This is a genomic window from Klebsiella sp. M041, from assembly GCF_059759695.1.
Window position 1 is genome coordinate 139,231 of sequence record NZ_JCAXWU010000003.1, and the last position, 15,424, is coordinate 154,654.

The 15,424-nt window shown below is 57.0% G+C and carries 15 protein-coding genes and 1 pseudogene; 12 read left to right on the plus strand and 4 right to left on the minus strand.

Annotation, left to right across the window (positions count from 1 at the left end):
• The first annotated feature begins 9 nt into the window (after positions 1 to 9).
• The 3 genes from AC6CWS_RS04565 (at position 10) to nhaR (ending at position 3,576) form a co-directional block, all read left to right on the plus strand.
• Positions 10 to 1,278: a cytoplasmic protein gene (locus AC6CWS_RS04565; RefSeq protein ID WP_065882787.1), complete on the plus strand. Its 1,269-nt coding sequence runs from the start codon at positions 10 to 12 to the stop codon at positions 1,276 to 1,278.
• Positions 1,279 to 1,449: 171 nt separating this feature from the next.
• The gene (nhaA, locus tag AC6CWS_RS04570) at positions 1,450 to 2,625 is read left to right on the plus strand and encodes a Na+/H+ antiporter NhaA (protein ID WP_032429094.1); all 1,176 of its coding nucleotides are present in this window, start codon (positions 1,450 to 1,452) and stop codon (positions 2,623 to 2,625) included.
• 54 nt (positions 2,626 to 2,679) lie between these two features.
• The gene (gene nhaR / locus AC6CWS_RS04575; RefSeq protein ID WP_023291923.1) at positions 2,680 to 3,576 is read left to right on the plus strand and encodes a transcriptional activator NhaR; all 897 of its coding nucleotides are present in this window, start codon (positions 2,680 to 2,682) and stop codon (positions 3,574 to 3,576) included.
• Between the two features lie 109 nt (positions 3,577 to 3,685).
• On the opposite strand, the gene rpsT is transcribed toward nhaR, so the two are convergent.
• On the minus strand, positions 3,686 to 3,949 hold the full coding sequence (gene rpsT / locus AC6CWS_RS04580) for a 30S ribosomal protein S20 (RefSeq protein ID WP_002887965.1): 264 nt from the start codon (positions 3,947 to 3,949) through the stop codon (positions 3,686 to 3,688).
• Positions 3,950 to 4,065: 116 nt separating this feature from the next.
• Between rpsT and AC6CWS_RS04585 the strand changes: the two are divergent.
• The 8 genes and pseudogenes from AC6CWS_RS04585 to AC6CWS_RS04620 form a co-directional block, all read left to right on the plus strand.
• Positions 4,066 to 4,271 (plus strand): annotated as a pseudogene (locus tag AC6CWS_RS04585) (DUF2575 domain-containing protein); the annotation flags it as partial.
• Between the two features lie 7 nt (positions 4,272 to 4,278).
• Entirely contained in the window at positions 4,279 to 5,217 is a 939-nt protein-coding gene (gene ribF / locus AC6CWS_RS04590) for a bifunctional riboflavin kinase/FAD synthetase (protein ID WP_004204236.1), read from the plus strand.
• A 43-nt stretch (positions 5,218 to 5,260) separates the two neighbouring features.
• Entirely contained in the window at positions 5,261 to 8,077 is a 2,817-nt protein-coding gene (gene ileS, locus AC6CWS_RS04595) for an isoleucine--tRNA ligase (RefSeq protein ID WP_032429278.1), read from the plus strand.
• Positions 8,077 to 8,577, plus strand: a complete 501-nt coding sequence (lspA, locus tag AC6CWS_RS04600; protein WP_023291926.1) for a signal peptidase II — start codon at positions 8,077 to 8,079, stop codon at positions 8,575 to 8,577. The genes ileS and lspA overlap by 1 nt, the downstream gene beginning before the upstream one ends.
• 116 nt (positions 8,578 to 8,693) lie before the next feature.
• Positions 8,694 to 9,143 carry an FKBP-type peptidyl-prolyl cis-trans isomerase gene (gene fkpB, locus AC6CWS_RS04605; protein WP_023291927.1) on the plus strand — a complete coding sequence of 150 codons (450 nt, stop codon included), beginning with the start codon at positions 8,694 to 8,696 and terminating at the stop codon, positions 9,141 to 9,143.
• 1 nt (position 9,144) lies between these two features.
• The gene (gene ispH / locus AC6CWS_RS04610; protein ID WP_065882785.1) at positions 9,145 to 10,095 is read left to right on the plus strand and encodes a 4-hydroxy-3-methylbut-2-enyl diphosphate reductase; all 951 of its coding nucleotides are present in this window, start codon (positions 9,145 to 9,147) and stop codon (positions 10,093 to 10,095) included.
• Between the two features lie 67 nt (positions 10,096 to 10,162).
• Positions 10,163 to 11,077: a ribonucleoside hydrolase RihC gene (gene rihC, locus AC6CWS_RS04615; protein ID WP_065882784.1), complete on the plus strand. Its 915-nt coding sequence runs from the start codon at positions 10,163 to 10,165 to the stop codon at positions 11,075 to 11,077.
• 29 nt (positions 11,078 to 11,106) lie between these two features.
• The gene (locus tag AC6CWS_RS04620; protein ID WP_065882783.1) at positions 11,107 to 11,472 is read left to right on the plus strand and encodes a DUF805 domain-containing protein; all 366 of its coding nucleotides are present in this window, start codon (positions 11,107 to 11,109) and stop codon (positions 11,470 to 11,472) included.
• On the opposite strand, the gene AC6CWS_RS04625 is transcribed toward AC6CWS_RS04620, so the two are convergent.
• Positions 11,420 to 12,349 (minus strand): LysR family transcriptional regulator, encoded by a 930-nt coding sequence (locus tag AC6CWS_RS04625; RefSeq protein WP_065882782.1) that lies wholly within the window; start codon positions 12,347 to 12,349, stop codon positions 11,420 to 11,422. The two genes, AC6CWS_RS04620 and AC6CWS_RS04625, sit on opposite strands and share 53 nt — an antisense overlap.
• A gap of 92 nt (positions 12,350 to 12,441) precedes the next feature.
• Here AC6CWS_RS04625 and AC6CWS_RS04630 point away from each other — a divergent pair, with 92 nt between their 5' ends.
• The gene (locus AC6CWS_RS04630) at positions 12,442 to 13,071 is read left to right on the plus strand and encodes an alanyl-tRNA editing protein (RefSeq protein ID WP_065882781.1); all 630 of its coding nucleotides are present in this window, start codon (positions 12,442 to 12,444) and stop codon (positions 13,069 to 13,071) included.
• A gap of 5 nt (positions 13,072 to 13,076) precedes the next feature.
• On the opposite strand, the gene citB is transcribed toward AC6CWS_RS04630, so the two are convergent.
• Complete coding sequence (gene citB, locus AC6CWS_RS04635; protein WP_044525323.1) at positions 13,077 to 13,781, minus strand: citrate response regulator transcription factor CitB; 705 nt, start codon at positions 13,779 to 13,781, stop codon at positions 13,077 to 13,079.
• Positions 13,774 to 15,402, minus strand: a complete 1,629-nt coding sequence (gene citA / locus AC6CWS_RS04640) for a citrate sensor histidine kinase CitA (protein WP_048296653.1) — start codon at positions 15,400 to 15,402, stop codon at positions 13,774 to 13,776. Before citA ends, citB begins: the two co-directional genes overlap by 8 nt.
• Positions 15,403 to 15,424: the final 22 nt, after the last annotated feature.

Here is a 15,424-nt window from a genome sequence, read left to right on the forward strand (position 1 = left end):
GAGTTAATCATGTTTTCTCAGGTTAATGTCGATAGCTGCAAAACGCCAGGCTGCAAAAATCTGGGCGTGTTGAACAGCCCGGATTACCAGAACCAGGGGAAAAATGTGTTATGCAGGGCATGTGGTTTTCATTTTCCTGTGATTTCGGCAAGATCGCTGAATCTTTTTCGCCAGTCGGTAAATCGGGTATGGAAAGGGTTGATAAAATCCTGCCCCGGATGCGGCGGCGTCTCACTAAAAAAGTATGGCTTTTCCGCGCAGGGAGAGCCACGCGTCTGCTGCCAGCAGTGCCATAAAACATTTCTTTATCCCGTCAGATATAAAACCGATCCGCGCCAGGATTATCTTGCCGCACTCATCCAGGATGGGGCTTCGCTGGCGGATATCCGATCCGCCCTTGCGTTAGACAGTACCGGACTAAGCCGTGAATTACAGAAGTTATCCCGCAGGGCAAATCAGGCGGAACGCGAGTTTGCCTTTCCCGCTTTCGACATTACCCTCAGCACCCGCGCTTTTCGGGTTAAATTTAACGGCGGTGACAATTTTCTGTATGTGCTGGTCACCGCCGAGGAGACTACCGGTCGGATTATATCCATAACAACCAATTATTCACTCCAGCCCGTTGAAACGGAGTATCAATACCACTCTTATTACGAAGAGCGCCTGCCGCCCGGTACGCTGGTACATCTTGTGCAACGGAAAGAAGCGATAACGATGCGGCGCGCAACGCTTTTTGATGTGGATTACGGACCGGCTGCGTTATACAAAAACGATCCGGGAATGCTGGTCAAACCCGTATTGCCGGCTTATCGCCATTTTGAATTAGTCAAAACACTGACAGATGCACGTTCCCTCAATATTCAACACTACATCGATCAGGAATGTTTTATATTAGGTGGCTGCCTGATGGCGAATTTGCAGCAGGTTCAACAGGGGCGATGCCATATCTCATTTGTCAGAGAGCGAGGCATGACGCCGCCGCTGCATGATATCCCGCCGCGCCTGTTTATGGGCGGAGGGAACCGCAACAATGTCTGGCGGACCTTCTCTACACGGGACTATGCGATGGCGGTTTGTAACCTAACCGGCAATAAAAAAACGGCGAATCTGCGGCACGCCACGTTAAATGGCGCGACGAAATTTATTCAATACCTGCACGCGCATCCTTTTTTGCCGCAGCTAAATCGCCTGTCTCCGGCGAACGTGACCGTGACGCTGGATTGTCTGAAATATGAATATAATAAAAGACAGAAAATATGGGACGATCTGCGCGGTTAATTCTGCTTTCGTCAACGCCTGGCCTTTTGCTGCCCAGTCTATCCTTGTCTTATCCCTCCTCTTTAACTCGTAAAAATCGAGCATTAGCGCAACTTAAATCTGATTTTTTCGAGTTATCAGTCTGTGTATTATACTTTTATCGAGTTATTCACCAACAGGATGAAAGTAAAAGTGAAACATCTGCAACGATTCTTCAGTAGCGATGCTTCCGGCGGCATTGTCTTAATCATCGCCGCGGCGCTGGCGATGGTCATGGCCAATACCAGCGTGACCAGCGGTCTGTATCACTCCTTCCTTGATACGCCTGTACAGCTGCGGGTGGGGGCGCTGGAGATCAACAAGAATATGCTGCTATGGATCAATGATGCCCTGATGGCGGTGTTCTTCTTGCTGATTGGCCTGGAGGTCAAACGCGAGCTGATTCAGGGCTCGCTGGCGAGTCGCCGTCAGGCGGTCTTTCCGGTGATTGCCGCGCTCGGCGGGATGATCGTCCCGGCGCTGGTCTATCTGGCCTTTAACGCTCAGGATCCTGTCGCCAGAGAGGGATGGGCGATCCCGGCGGCGACGGATATTGCCTTTGCCCTCGGCGTGCTGGCGCTGTTAGGCAGCCGCGTCCCGACGGCGCTGAAGATTTTCCTGATGGCGCTGGCGATTATTGATGACCTTGGGGCTATCGTGATTATCGCGCTGTTTTATACCCACGACCTGTCAATGCTCTCGCTGGGCGTGGCGGCGGCGGCGATTGCGGTGCTGGTGGTTCTGAATCTGAGCGGCGTGCGACGCACCGGGATCTATATTCTGGTCGGTGCGGTGCTGTGGACCGCGGTGCTGAAGTCCGGCGTTCACGCGACGCTTGCCGGGGTCATCGTCGGCTTTATGATCCCGCTCCAGGAGAAGCAGGGTCAGTCACCGGCTAAAGTGCTTGAGCATGTCCTGCATCCGTGGGTGGCGTTTATGATCCTGCCGCTGTTTGCCTTCGCCAACGCGGGCGTCTCGCTGCGGGGGGTTACGCTTGATGGACTGACGTCGCTGCTGCCCCTGGGTATCATGGCCGGCCTGTTTATCGGTAAGCCGCTGGGGATCAGCCTGTTCTGCTGGCTGGCCCTGAAGCTGAAGTGGGCCTCGCTACCGGAGGGGACCACCTGCCGGCAGATTATGGCGGTGGGCATTCTGTGCGGGATTGGCTTTACGATGTCGATTTTTATCGCCACGCTGGCCTTCGGCAATGTCGATCCCGCGTTAATCAACTGGGCCAAGCTTGGCATCTTAATTGGATCGGTGGTATCAGCTGTTACCGGCTACCTCATACTGCGTCAGCGCGTAACGGATACTCGCCTCGCGGTATAACCTTTCTGCAGGAGGGCCTGCCAGGCTCTCCTGGACATTATCAGGGAGAGAAGCATGTCACATATCAACTACAACCATCTGTACTACTTCTGGCACGTCTATAAAGAAGGGTCTGTCGTGGGCGCGGCGGAGGCGCTGTTTCTGACGCCGCAAACCATTACCGGGCAGATCAAAGCGCTGGAGGAGCGTCTGCAGGGTAAGTTATTTAAGCGCAAGGGAAGAGGGCTGGAGCCGAGCGAGCTCGGGGAGCTGGTCTTTCGCTATGCCGACCGGATGTTTACCCTGAGCCAGGAGATGCTCGACATCGTCAACTACCGCAAAGAGTCGAATCTGCTGTTTGACGTCGGCGTGGCCGATGCGCTATCGAAACGGCTGGTCAGCGGCGTACTGGATGCCGCCGTTGTCGAAAGCGAGCAGATCCATCTGCGCTGTTTTGAATCCACCCATGAGCTGCTGCTGGAGCAGCTGAGCCAGCATAAGCTCGATATGATTATCTCTGACTGCCCGATCGACTCGACGCAGCAGGAAGGGCTGTTTTCGGTGAAGATTGGCGAGTGCAGCGTCAGCTTCTGGTGCATGAACCCGGCGCCAATGAAGCCGTTCCCGGCCTGTCTTGAAGAGCGACGGTTGCTGATCCCTGGTCGACGCTCAATGCTGGGACGTAAGCTGCTGAACTGGATTAACGTGCAGGGGCTGAAGGTGGAGATCCTCGGCGAGTTTGACGACGCGGCGCTCATGAAAGCCTTCGGCGCCGCGCATAATGCGATTTTTGTCGCGCCGACGCTCTACGCGCATGATTTCTACCATGATGAATCGATTGTCGAAATTGGCCGCATGGATAGCGTGATGGAGGAGTATCACGCCATTTTCGCCGAACGGATGATTCAGCATCCGGCGGTACAGCGCATCTGCAATCGCGATTATTCGTCGCTGTTTACTGAACCCCGATAGCCGGAAAGCGTGGGCTGGCGTGGCTCAGGTCGCGCCAGGACGGGAAAGATGACAGGCATAAAAAAACCCGCTTTCGCGGGTTTTTTCACAAAGCGACAACAAGCAGCGATTAAGCCAGTTTGTTGATCTGAGCGGTCAGGTTAGCCTTATGACGCGCAGCTTTGTTTTTGTGGATCAGACCTTTAGCAGCCTGACGGTCCACGATCGGTTGCATTTCGTTAAATGCTTTTTGTGCAGCAGCTTTGTCGCCAGCTTCGATAGCTGCGTATACTTTCTTGATGAAAGTACGCATCATAGAGCGACGGCTAGCGTTGTGCTTGCGAGCCTTTTCAGACTGAACGGCGCGCTTCTTAGCTGATTTGATATTAGCCAAGGTCCAACTCCCAAATGTGTTCTATATGGACAATTCAAAGGCCGAGGAATATGCCCGTTTAGCCTTCTTTTGTCAATGGATTTGTGCAAATAAGCGCCGTTTAACACCACAGCGCTTCATTACGTAGTGATGGCGCAAGATTCTACCAGCTTGTCGCAGGCGAATACAGCTTTTCCACCATAAAAATCGCCGGGGGCGGGCGGTTTTCCCGCTGACTCGCGCTGAGTGAATGAATTCCTGAGAACTTTCGTTGCCGAGGAGCAATCGCTGGTTAACGTTGACAGTTGTACAAGGTATACTCGGACGATTTTCACTGTTTTGAGCCAGACATGAAGCTGATACGCGGCATACATAATCTCAGTCAGGCCCCGCACGGGTGCGTGCTGACCATTGGCAATTTTGACGGCGTGCATCGTGGGCATCAGGCGCTGCTGCAGCGCTTGCGCGAAGAGGGCCGCCAGCGCGGTTTACCGGTGGTGGTGATGATTTTCGAACCCCAGCCGCTCGAGCTCTTTGCCGCCGATAAAGCCCCGGCGCGGTTGACCCGCCTGCGTGAAAAGCTGAGCTATCTGGCTGAAAGCGGGGTCGACTATGTGCTGTGCGTTCGCTTCGACCGCCGGTTCGCCGCGCTGACGGCGCAGGATTTTATCAGTGAACTGCTGGTGCGCCGCCTGGGCGTGCAGTTCCTTGCCGTCGGTGACGATTTCCGCTTTGGCGCTGGTCGCCAGGGGGATTTCTTGTTATTACAAAAGGCGGGGGCGGAATACGGCTTCGACGTCACCAGCACCCAAACCTTCTGCGAAGGCGGGGTGCGGATCAGCAGCACGGCGGTGCGTCAGGCGCTGGCCGATGACGATCTCCTGCTGGCGGAGACGCTGCTCGGCCATCCGTTTAGCATTTCCGGGCGCGTCGTGCATGGCGACGAACTGGGCCGTACCATAGGTTTTCCGACGGCGAACTTACCGCTGCGTCGTCAGGTTTCCCCGGTTAAAGGGGTCTATGCGGTAGAAGTGACAGGGCTGGGCGACAAGCCGATCGCCGGCGTCGCCAATATTGGCACCCGTCCAACGGTAGCGGGCGTGCGTCAGCAGCTCGAAGTGCATCTGTTGGACGTTGTAATGGACCTCTACGGTCGCCATATCAATGTAGTACTGCGTAAAAAGATACGTAATGAGCAGCGGTTTGCGTCGCTCGACGAGCTGAAGGCGCAAATCGCACGTGATGAGTTAACGGCCCGCGAATTATTTGGGCTGACCAGCCAGGCCTGAGCCACTGGTGTTTATCAAACCGAAATACGGAACCGAGAATCTGATGAGTGACTATAAATCGACCCTGAATTTGCCGGAAACAGGGTTCCCTATGCGTGGCGACCTCGCCAAACGCGAACCGGGAATGCTGGCGCGTTGGACCGATGATGACCTGTACGGCATCATTCGTGCAGCCAAAAAAGGCAAAAAAACCTTCATTCTGCATGATGGCCCTCCTTATGCGAATGGCAGTATTCATATTGGTCACTCGGTTAACAAGATTCTGAAAGACATTATCGTTAAGTCCAAAGGACTGACGGGCTATGACTCGCCTTACGTTCCGGGCTGGGACTGCCACGGTCTGCCGATCGAGCTGAAAGTAGAGCAGGAATACGGCAAGCCGGGCGAGAAGTTCACCGCCGCAGAATTCCGCGCCAAGTGCCGCGAATATGCCGCTCTGCAGATCGAGGGTCAGCGTAAAGATTTCATCCGTCTCGGCGTGCTGGGCGACTGGTCGCATCCGTATCTGACCATGGACTTCAAAACCGAAGCCAACATCATTCGCGCGCTGGGTAAAATCATCGGCAACGGTCACCTGCATAAAGGCGCCAAGCCGGTGCACTGGTGCGTAGACTGCCGTTCCGCGCTGGCGGAAGCGGAAGTGGAGTATTACGACAAGACTTCTCCATCCATCGACGTGGCATTCCACGCGGTAGATAAAGCCGCGGTGCTGGCGAAATTCGGCGTCGCCGACGTCAACGGCCCGGTGTCGCTGGTTATCTGGACCACCACCCCGTGGACCCTGCCGGCTAACCGCGCCATCTCCCTGTCGCCAGAGTTCGACTATGCGCTGGTGCAGGTGGACGGCCAGGCGCTGATCCTGGCGAAAGACCTCGTTGAGAGCGTGATGAAGCGCGTTGGCGCGGCCGATTACACCATCCTGGCGGCGGTGAACGGCGCCGAGCTTGAACTGATGCGTTTCCAGCACCCGTTCCTCGATTTCGACGTGCCGGCGATCCTTGGCGACCACGTGACGCTGGATGCCGGTACCGGTGCGGTGCATACCGCCGGCGGCCACGGTCCGGACGATTACACGATCAGCCAGAAATACGGTCTGGAAATCGCTAACCCGGTTGGCCCGGACGGGGCTTATCTGCCAGGCACCTATCCGTCTCTGGACGGTATCAACGTCTTCAAAGCCAACGATATCATCGTTGAGATGCTGCGAGAGCGCGGCGCGCTGCTGCATGTGGAAAAAATGCAGCACAGCTATCCGTGCTGCTGGCGCCACAAGTCGCCAATCATCTTCCGCGCCACCCCGCAGTGGTTCGTGAGCATGGATCAGAAAGGTCTGCGTGCGCAGTCGCTGAAAGAGATCAAAGGCGTGCAGTGGATCCCGGACTGGGGCCAGGCGCGTATCGAATCGATGGTCGCCAACCGTCCTGACTGGTGCATCTCCCGTCAGCGTACCTGGGGCGTGCCGATGTCGCTGTTCGTGCATAAAGAAACTCACGAACTGCACCCGCGTACCCTTGAGCTGATGGAAGAAGTCGCGAAGCGTGTTGAAGTCGACGGCATCCAGGCATGGTGGGATCTCGATTCCCGCGACATCCTTGGCGATGACGCTGACAGCTACGAGAAAGTGCCGGATACCCTCGACGTCTGGTTTGACTCCGGGTCGACCCACTCTTCCGTGGTTGACGTGCGTCCGGAATTCGCCGGTCACGCCGCCGATATGTATCTGGAAGGCTCCGACCAGCATCGCGGCTGGTTCATGTCCTCTCTGATGATTTCCACGGCGATGAAAGGCAAAGCGCCATATCGTCAGGTACTGACCCACGGCTTCACCGTCGATGGTCAGGGCCGCAAAATGTCCAAGTCTATCGGCAACACCGTTAGCCCGCAGGACGTGATGAACAAGCTGGGCGCCGATATCCTGCGCCTGTGGGTGGCTTCCACCGACTACACTGGCGAAATGGCGGTCTCTGACGAGATCCTCAAACGCGCCGCGGACAGCTATCGTCGTATCCGTAACACCGCGCGCTTCCTGCTGGCCAACCTGAACGGTTTCGATCCGGCAAAAGACATGGTCAAACCGGAAGAGATGGTGGTGCTGGATCGCTGGGCGGTCGGCTGCGCGCAGGCGGCACAGGAAGATATCCTGAAAGCCTACGAATCCTACGACTTCCACGAAGTGGTGCAGCGCCTGATGCGCTTCTGCTCCATTGAGATGGGCTCGTTCTACCTCGACATCATCAAAGACCGTCAGTACACCGCCAGGGCGGACAGCGTGGCACGTCGCAGTTGCCAGACCGCGCTGTTCCACATCGTGGAAGCGCTGGTGCGCTGGATGGCGCCGATCATGTCCTTCACCGCGGACGAAATCTGGGGTTACCTGCCGGGCGAGCGTGAGAAATACGTCTTTACCGGCGAATGGTATCAAGGTCTCTTCGGTCTGGCCGACAACGAAGCGATGAATGACGGCTTCTGGGATGAGCTGCTGAAAGTCCGTGGCGAAGTCAACAAAGTGATTGAACAGGCGCGTGCGGATAAGAAAGTCGGCGGCTCGCTGGAAGCCTCGGTGACGCTGTATGCTGATGCCGATCTGGCCGCTAAGCTCAACGCGCTGGGCGATGAATTGCGATTTGTCCTGTTGACCTCCGGGGCGAACGTCGCAGACTATGCGAGCGCGCCTGCTGATGCCCAGCAGAGCGAACTGCTCAAAGGACTGAAAGTCGCATTGAGCAAAGCTGAAGGTGAGAAATGCCCGCGCTGCTGGCATTACACCACCGATATCGGCAAGGTGGCGGAACACGCGGAAATCTGCGGACGCTGTGTGAGCAACGTCGCCGGTGACGGCGAGCAACGTAAATTCGCCTGATGAGTAAATCGATTTGTTCAACGGGGCTACGCTGGCTGTGGGTGGTCGTAGCCGTGCTGATTATCGATCTGGGCAGCAAATTCCTGATCCTCCAGAACTTCGCTCTGGGGGAGACGGTTCCGCTGTTCCCGTCGCTTAATCTGCATTATGCCCGCAACTATGGCGCGGCCTTTAGCTTCCTCGCCGACAGCGGCGGCTGGCAGCGCTGGTTCTTTTCCGGGATCGCCATCGGCATTTGCGTGGTGCTGACGGTGCTGATGTACCGTTCGAAGGCGACGCAAAAGCTGAACAATATAGCCTACGCCCTGATTATCGGCGGCGCGCTGGGCAACTTGTTCGATCGCCTGTGGCACGGCTTTGTGGTCGATATGATCGACTTCTACGTCGGCGACTGGCACTTCGCCACTTTCAACCTCGCCGATAGCGCTATCTGCATCGGCGCGGCGATGATTGTGCTGGAAGGCTTCCTGCCGAAACCGACCGCAAAAGAGCAGGCGTAAATGTTAATGCCGGGTGGCGCCACGCCTGCCCGGCCTACAGAATGTGTGGTCTCCCGTCGCCCGGTAAGCGTAGCGCCTCCAGGCAACAGGTGACCGAAAACAAGCGAGCAATTTGCATGTCTAAATCCGTACAGAGCAACAGCGCGGTTCTCGTTCACTTCACGCTGAAGCTGGACGATGGATCCACCGCCGAGTCCACCCGTAACAATGGCAAACCGGCGCTGTTTCGCCTCGGCGACACCTCCCTGTCTGAGGGGCTGGAGCAACAGCTTCTTGGTCTGAAAGAGGGCGAGAAAAAGGCCTTTTCGCTGGAGCCTGACGCCGCATTTGGCGTCCCGAGCCCGGACCTGATTCAGTATTTCTCTCGCCGCGAGTTTATCGACGCCGGCGAGCCGGAGATCGGCGCGATTATGCTCTTTACCGCAATGGATGGCAGCGAAATGCCTGGCGTGATCCGTGAAGTGAACGGCGATTCCATCACCGTCGACTTCAACCATCCGCTGGCCGGGCGCACCGTTCATTTTGATATTGAAGTGCTGGAGATCGATCCGGCGCTGGAGGATTAACATGCAGATCCTGTTGGCTAACCCGCGCGGCTTTTGCGCTGGCGTTGACCGCGCTATCAGCATTGTAGAAAACGCGCTGACGCTGTACGGCGCGCCGATCTATGTTCGTCATGAAGTGGTGCATAACCGCTATGTGGTGGATAGCCTGCGCAAGCGCGGCGCCATTTTTATCGAACAGATCAGCGAAGTACCGGATGGCGCGATCCTGATCTTCTCCGCTCACGGCGTATCGCAGGCGGTACGGAATGAAGCGAAGAGCCGCGATCTGACGGTGTTCGACGCCACCTGTCCGCTGGTGACGAAAGTGCATATGGAAGTCGCCCGCGCCAGCCGCCGTGGCGAAGAGTCGATTTTGATCGGCCATGCCGGGCACCCGGAAGTCGAAGGCACGATGGGGCAGTACAATAACCCGCAAGGGGGCATGTACCTGGTCGAGTCGCCGGAAGACGTTCTCAAGCTGGAAGTCAAAAACGACGCCCGGCTGTCGTTTATGACCCAGACCACCCTCTCGGTGGATGATACCTCGGATGTGATTGACGCGCTGCGCGCGCGTTTCCCGAAAATCGTCGGCCCGCGCAAAGACGACATTTGCTATGCCACCACTAACCGTCAGGAAGCGGTGCGCGCGCTGGCGGAGCAGGCTGACGTGGTGCTGGTGGTTGGTTCGAAAAACTCCTCCAATTCAAACCGCCTCGCCGAACTGGCGCAGCGGATGGGTAAGGCGGCTTACCTGATTGACGATGCCTCCGATATTCAGGAAGCGTGGGTCAAGGATGCGGGCTGCGTCGGCGTGACGGCGGGCGCGTCGGCGCCGGATATTCTGGTGCAGAACGTCATTACCCGCCTGCAGGAGCTGGGCGGCGGCGAAGCCGTACCGCTGGAAGGCCGGGAAGAGAATATCGTCTTTGAAGTGCCGAAAGAGCTGCGTGTGGATGTCCGTGAAGTAGAGTAAGTTCTTTCCGTCAGCAGTATGAGAAGATGCCAGACTTAACGTCTGGCATTTTTTTTAGGGAGAAACCATGCGCTTACCGATCATTCTTGATACAGACCCGGGCATCGACGATGCTGCTGCTATTGCCGCGGCGCTGTTCGCCCCTGAGCTGGATCTGCAGCTGATGACCACCGTGGCGGGCAATGTCTCGGTAGAGAAGACGACCCGTAACGCGCTGCAGCTGCTGCACTTCTGGCATGCCGATGTGCCGCTGGCGCAGGGCGCCTCGATGCCGCTGGTGCGTCCCCTGCGCGATGCCGCCTCGGTGCATGGCGAATCCGGTATGGAAGGGTATGACTTTGTTGAGCATCACCGGCAGCCGCTGGCGAAGCCGGCCTTCCAGGCGATCCGCGATGCGCTGATGCATGCTGCCGAGCCGATCACTCTGGTGGCGATTGGCCCATTGACCAATATTGCGCTGCTGCTGACCCAGTATCCCGAATGCGTGTTCAACATTCGCCGGCTGGTGATCATGGGCGGCTCGGCGGGCCGGGGCAACTTTACGCCGAATGCCGAATTCAATATTGCCATCGACCCGGAAGCCGCCGCGAAAGTCTTCCACAGCGGGCTGGAGATTGTCATGTGCGGACTGGACGTCACCAATCGGGCGCTGCTGACGGCGGATTATCTGGCGACCCTGCCGACGCTGAATCAGACCGGTAAAATGCTCCATGCGCTGTTTAGCCACTATCGCAGCGGCAGTATGAGCAGTGGTCTGAGAATGCACGATCTCTGCGCTATCGCCTGGCTGGTCCGCCCGGAACTGTTCACCCTACAGCCGTGTTTTGTGGCGGTGGAGACGCAGGGAACCTGGACCGCCGGCGCCACGGTGGTGGATATCGAAGGGCGACTGGGCCAGCCGGCCAATGCCCAGGTGGCGCTGGATATCGATGTCGAAGGGTTTCAGCGCTGGGCGGCGGAGGTGATCGCCCTGGCGCCGTAATACTCACCCAATCTTCAAGGAAAGAAGTGATGACCTATGGACAGGCGTATTTAAGCGGCTGGAAAGAGACCTTTAATTTTAGCGGCCGGGCCAGCCGACAGCAGTTCTGGACGTTTTTTCTTATCAATCTACTGATCGCCAGCGCGCCGCTGGCCGTCTGGTGGCTGGCAACCAGCATTAACCCTCAATACGGCATCCTCAGTTTTGTTGTTATTCCCTTTGCTGCGCTGTGGTTGCTGCTGATGACTCTCCCTCTGCTGGCGATCGGCTGCCGGCGGATGCATGATATCGGCCGCTCCGGGCTCTGGTTCGTGCTGGGGATTATCATTCCGTGGTTTGCGGTTATTTCGCTGGCGCTATGCTGCCTGCGTTCAGCGTCGGCACCGTCTCGCTGAGATAATCAATCATCGCCCGCATTCTGGCGGGCATATGCTTATCTCCCGTCCAGAGCAGCCACAGATCGCCAGAGTAGCTGCTGATAAATTCCCATTCGGGCAGCACCTGCACGATGTCGCCATTCGCCAGCGCCTCGCGGGCGGTGAACAGCGGCAGGCTGCCGATCCCTAAATGCTGTCTGACCGCGTCGAGGCGCACGGCGGTATGGTTGGCGGCGTACCGCCCGTATGTTTGCACCGTTTCGGTTCTCCCTTCCCGACGGAACTTCCAGCGCGCGTCGGCGGGCGTTTCGCCAAGGCTGATGCAGCTGTGCGCGCGCAGTTCCTGCGGCGTGCGCGGCATACCGTGGCGCTGTAAATAGGCCTCAGTGGCGCAGATAACGTGCGTGACTGGCATCAACGGTTTGCCATGCAGACCGGGCGAGGGGGTATCGGTGATGCGTAACGCCAGATCGATACCGTCATCGATAAAATCCAGAGGGCGATCTTCCAGCCGCAGGCAGACGTCAACCTGCGGGTAACGCTGAAAAAACGCCATCATCAGCGGATGGATCACGAAGCGGCCGACGGCTTTCGGCACGCTGAGCGTCAGCTTTCCCTGGGCGACCGTTTGGCGACTGCCGGCGGAATCCATCGCCTGTCGCGCCGCTTCCAGCATCTGCTGGGCATGCTGATACACCGTTTCCCCGGCATCGCTCAGACGCAGCTTGCGGGTGGTACGCTGCAGCAGTTTGCAGCCCATCTCTCGCTCCAGCCGCGACACGCTGCGGCTAACGGCGGAAGGGGTAATGCCGCTCTGGCGGGCGACGGCGGAGAAGCTGCCCTGGTCGACGATCTGGACGAAAAGGGCAAGGTCGGGCAGGAGGCTGAGATTCATTTGTGCTCCCGGGGCAAGAGTGCATTGGCTGGTGATAGGATTATCGCTGTCGGTATTAATAATATACTGGGCGGACAGAGAGGAGAATCACTATGACTGAACGGGTTTATTACACCAGCGACGCTACCGATGGGCGCGCCCAGATCATCGCCTGCACTGCGGAAGCGGATGGCCGCTACGCCATCGAACTGGATCGGACGCTGTTTCACCCGCAAGGGGGCGGTCAACCGGCGGATCGCGGCTGGATAGCTGGTCAGGCCGTTGAGACGGTTATTGTGCGTGGCGACAGCGTGCTGCATATTCTGTCGCAACCGCTTCCCCTCGGTGAAGTGGAGATGAGAATAGATGCCTCCGCGAGACAACTGCATGCCCGCCTGCATTCCGCCGGCCACCTGCTTGGCCTGGCGGGCGAACAGCTTGGCTGGCAACCGGTGAAAGCGCACCACTGGCCTGGCGAGGGGCGGATCGCTTTCACCGGCGGGAACCACGCCGTGATACCCGACGCCAGCGCGCTGCTGAGCCAGGTGAAGGCATGGCAGGCGCAGGACCTCCCGCGTCAGGTGATCTTCGCTGAGGGTTCGCGCATGGTGGGGTTTGGCGAACTGCCCGCCTATCCCTGCGGTGGCACACATGTCGCCCGCCTGGCGGAGCTGGGCGACATTCTTATCAGTCAGATTAAGATGAAGAAGGGGCAGCTGGTGGTCAGCTATTCCCTGGCGTAAACGTTTCAGACCTGCTCAGGGGAGGTCTGTTTGCCGCGATAAATACGCTCCGGTCGACCAACCTTGCCGTAGCTGATTTCCGCTTCCAGAAAGTCGTTCTTCACCCCTTGTTCCAGATAACGGCGGGCGGTGGTTTTGCTGCTGCCAAGGATACGCGCCAGCGAGTCGGCGGTATGCACCACCCCCGTGTCGGCAAACAGCTGGAGTACGCGCTGAAAGGTGCTTTCATCAATCCCGCGTAGCGGTGCGCTGGCCGGTTCCGTCTGTTCCCGAGCCTGAATATTAAACAGCGCATCGACGTGGATCTGGCTGGCTTGTTCGCTGGAACGCAGCGAGCTGCGATAGCGAGCGAAGCGCTCCAGGGTGTGCTGCAGGCGCTGATAGTGCACCGGCTTAATCAGATAGTCGAACACCCCCAGGCGCAGTGCTTCGCTGATGGTATCCATATGATTATCAGCGGTAATAAAGATAATCCGCCCCTTGTAATGGGTACTGACCGCATGGCGGATCAGGTCGATACCTTTGCCGTCAGGTAAGAAATTATCCAGCAGGATCAACTGCGGTTGATACAGTCTGAGTTGTTTCCTGGCGCTCTCGAGTTTATCCGCAATGCCAATGACGTCGAACTGGGGAAACTGTTTGATGTTATCCACCAGGATCTCCGCCAGCATAGGTTCGTCTTCAACGATAAGAGTGGTGATGCTATCCATGATGTTCATCTCGGGTCAGGGGAATATAAAGAGTAAAGATGGTGCCAAAAGGAATGTTATTTTCGACGACGATGCTGCCGCCTGCCTGTTCCACGTAGCTGCGAACCAGCCAGAGTCCGATGCCATGATCTTTGCTGACGCTGCTGGTGACGCCGCGCTCGAAGATCCGATCGCGCAGCGTCTCGTCAATGCCGCATCCCTGATCGGCGACCTCGATAATCACCTCGTGGCCGTCACTGTTGATCAGGCACTCTATCTGCCTTGAGCCCTGCGGCTGTTGCAGGCTGGCATTGTAGGCGTTATCAAGCAGATTCCCCACGATCGAGATCCATTCGTTGTGAGAAAGGGCGGTGGGTAATCTGTCGACGAAGCAGGCTGGATCGAAAATCAGCTCAAGTCCAAGCTCTTTGGCCCGGTAATATTTGCCGATCAACAGCCCGGCCAGGTGGTTGTCCTGGAAATTACGCGCGATAAAATCGATGACCTTCTGGTGACTTTCCGACTGCTGTTGGATCAGATCCAGCGCATGATCGTAGCGTTTAAGAAACAGCAGGCCGGCGATGGTGGAGATCAGATTGCGATGCTCATGCTGCACGGCGCGCAGGTTATCGGCATATTGTTGTACCTGGCTAAGCTGCAGGCTGAGGGTGTTGATATCGTCTTTACTACGAAAGCTGATCACCCAGCCCTGTGGCTCATTATTTAAGATCACCGCCATCCGGCTGGCGATCACTTTGATCTGATTGAAGGTGACGATCTCGTCTTTTTTATTGGTCTGCGGCGCATCGTAGAAGAAAGCCTCCTGCGAAATCACGCTGCTGATCCCTTTACCGATAAGCGTCGTTTCCGGTTGGCTCAGGTTGAGCAACCGGCGGGCAGTCTGATTAATCGCGGTGATCTTGTAACGGGAGTCGATGGCGATAAGCCCTTCGAACACGGATTCAAACAATACGCTTTGCTGGATCAACAGCTGCGACAGCTGTTGGGGTTCCATATTCAGCATCTGCTTTTTGATATGCAACGAGAAGCGGCGGGCGCAGTAGAGCAGGAGCAGTAACATGATCGCCATCGGGATCAGCAGCGAGCTTATCTGCAGGCTGAGCCAGTTTTCTAACTGTTCAATGGTATAGCCTACCGACACAATGCCGATCACCTTGCCGGTCTCGTCCTGAATCGGTGATTTACCGCGCAGCGACGAACCCAGCGAGCCTTTGCGCACTGACACGTAGCTTTTCGCGTTTAATAGTGCTTCATCGCTGTCGCCGCCCTCCATCGATTTGCCGATTTCATCAGGGTTGACGTGATAGAGGCGCTGGCCGCTAGCATCACCGACGGTGATATAGGTGGCGTCGGAGAACGAACGCATGGGGTCGATAAGCGCTTTGATTCTGGCGAGGTCGCGTTTCTGAACCGCCTCGACCAGCTCCGGCATCGCCGAAATCTGCATTGCCTGAATCAGCGCCCGCTGCCCGACCTGGTAATGCAGACGCTCTTCGGTAATGTCGGTCAGATACCATGACATCGCCAGCATAACGATCGTCGAGGTGAATAAGATCAGCAGGAAGATGCGATTCTGAAACGATCGCCTGGCAAACCAGTGGGTGATTTTTCGGGTATACATAGCGCCAATAGACATTAAATGA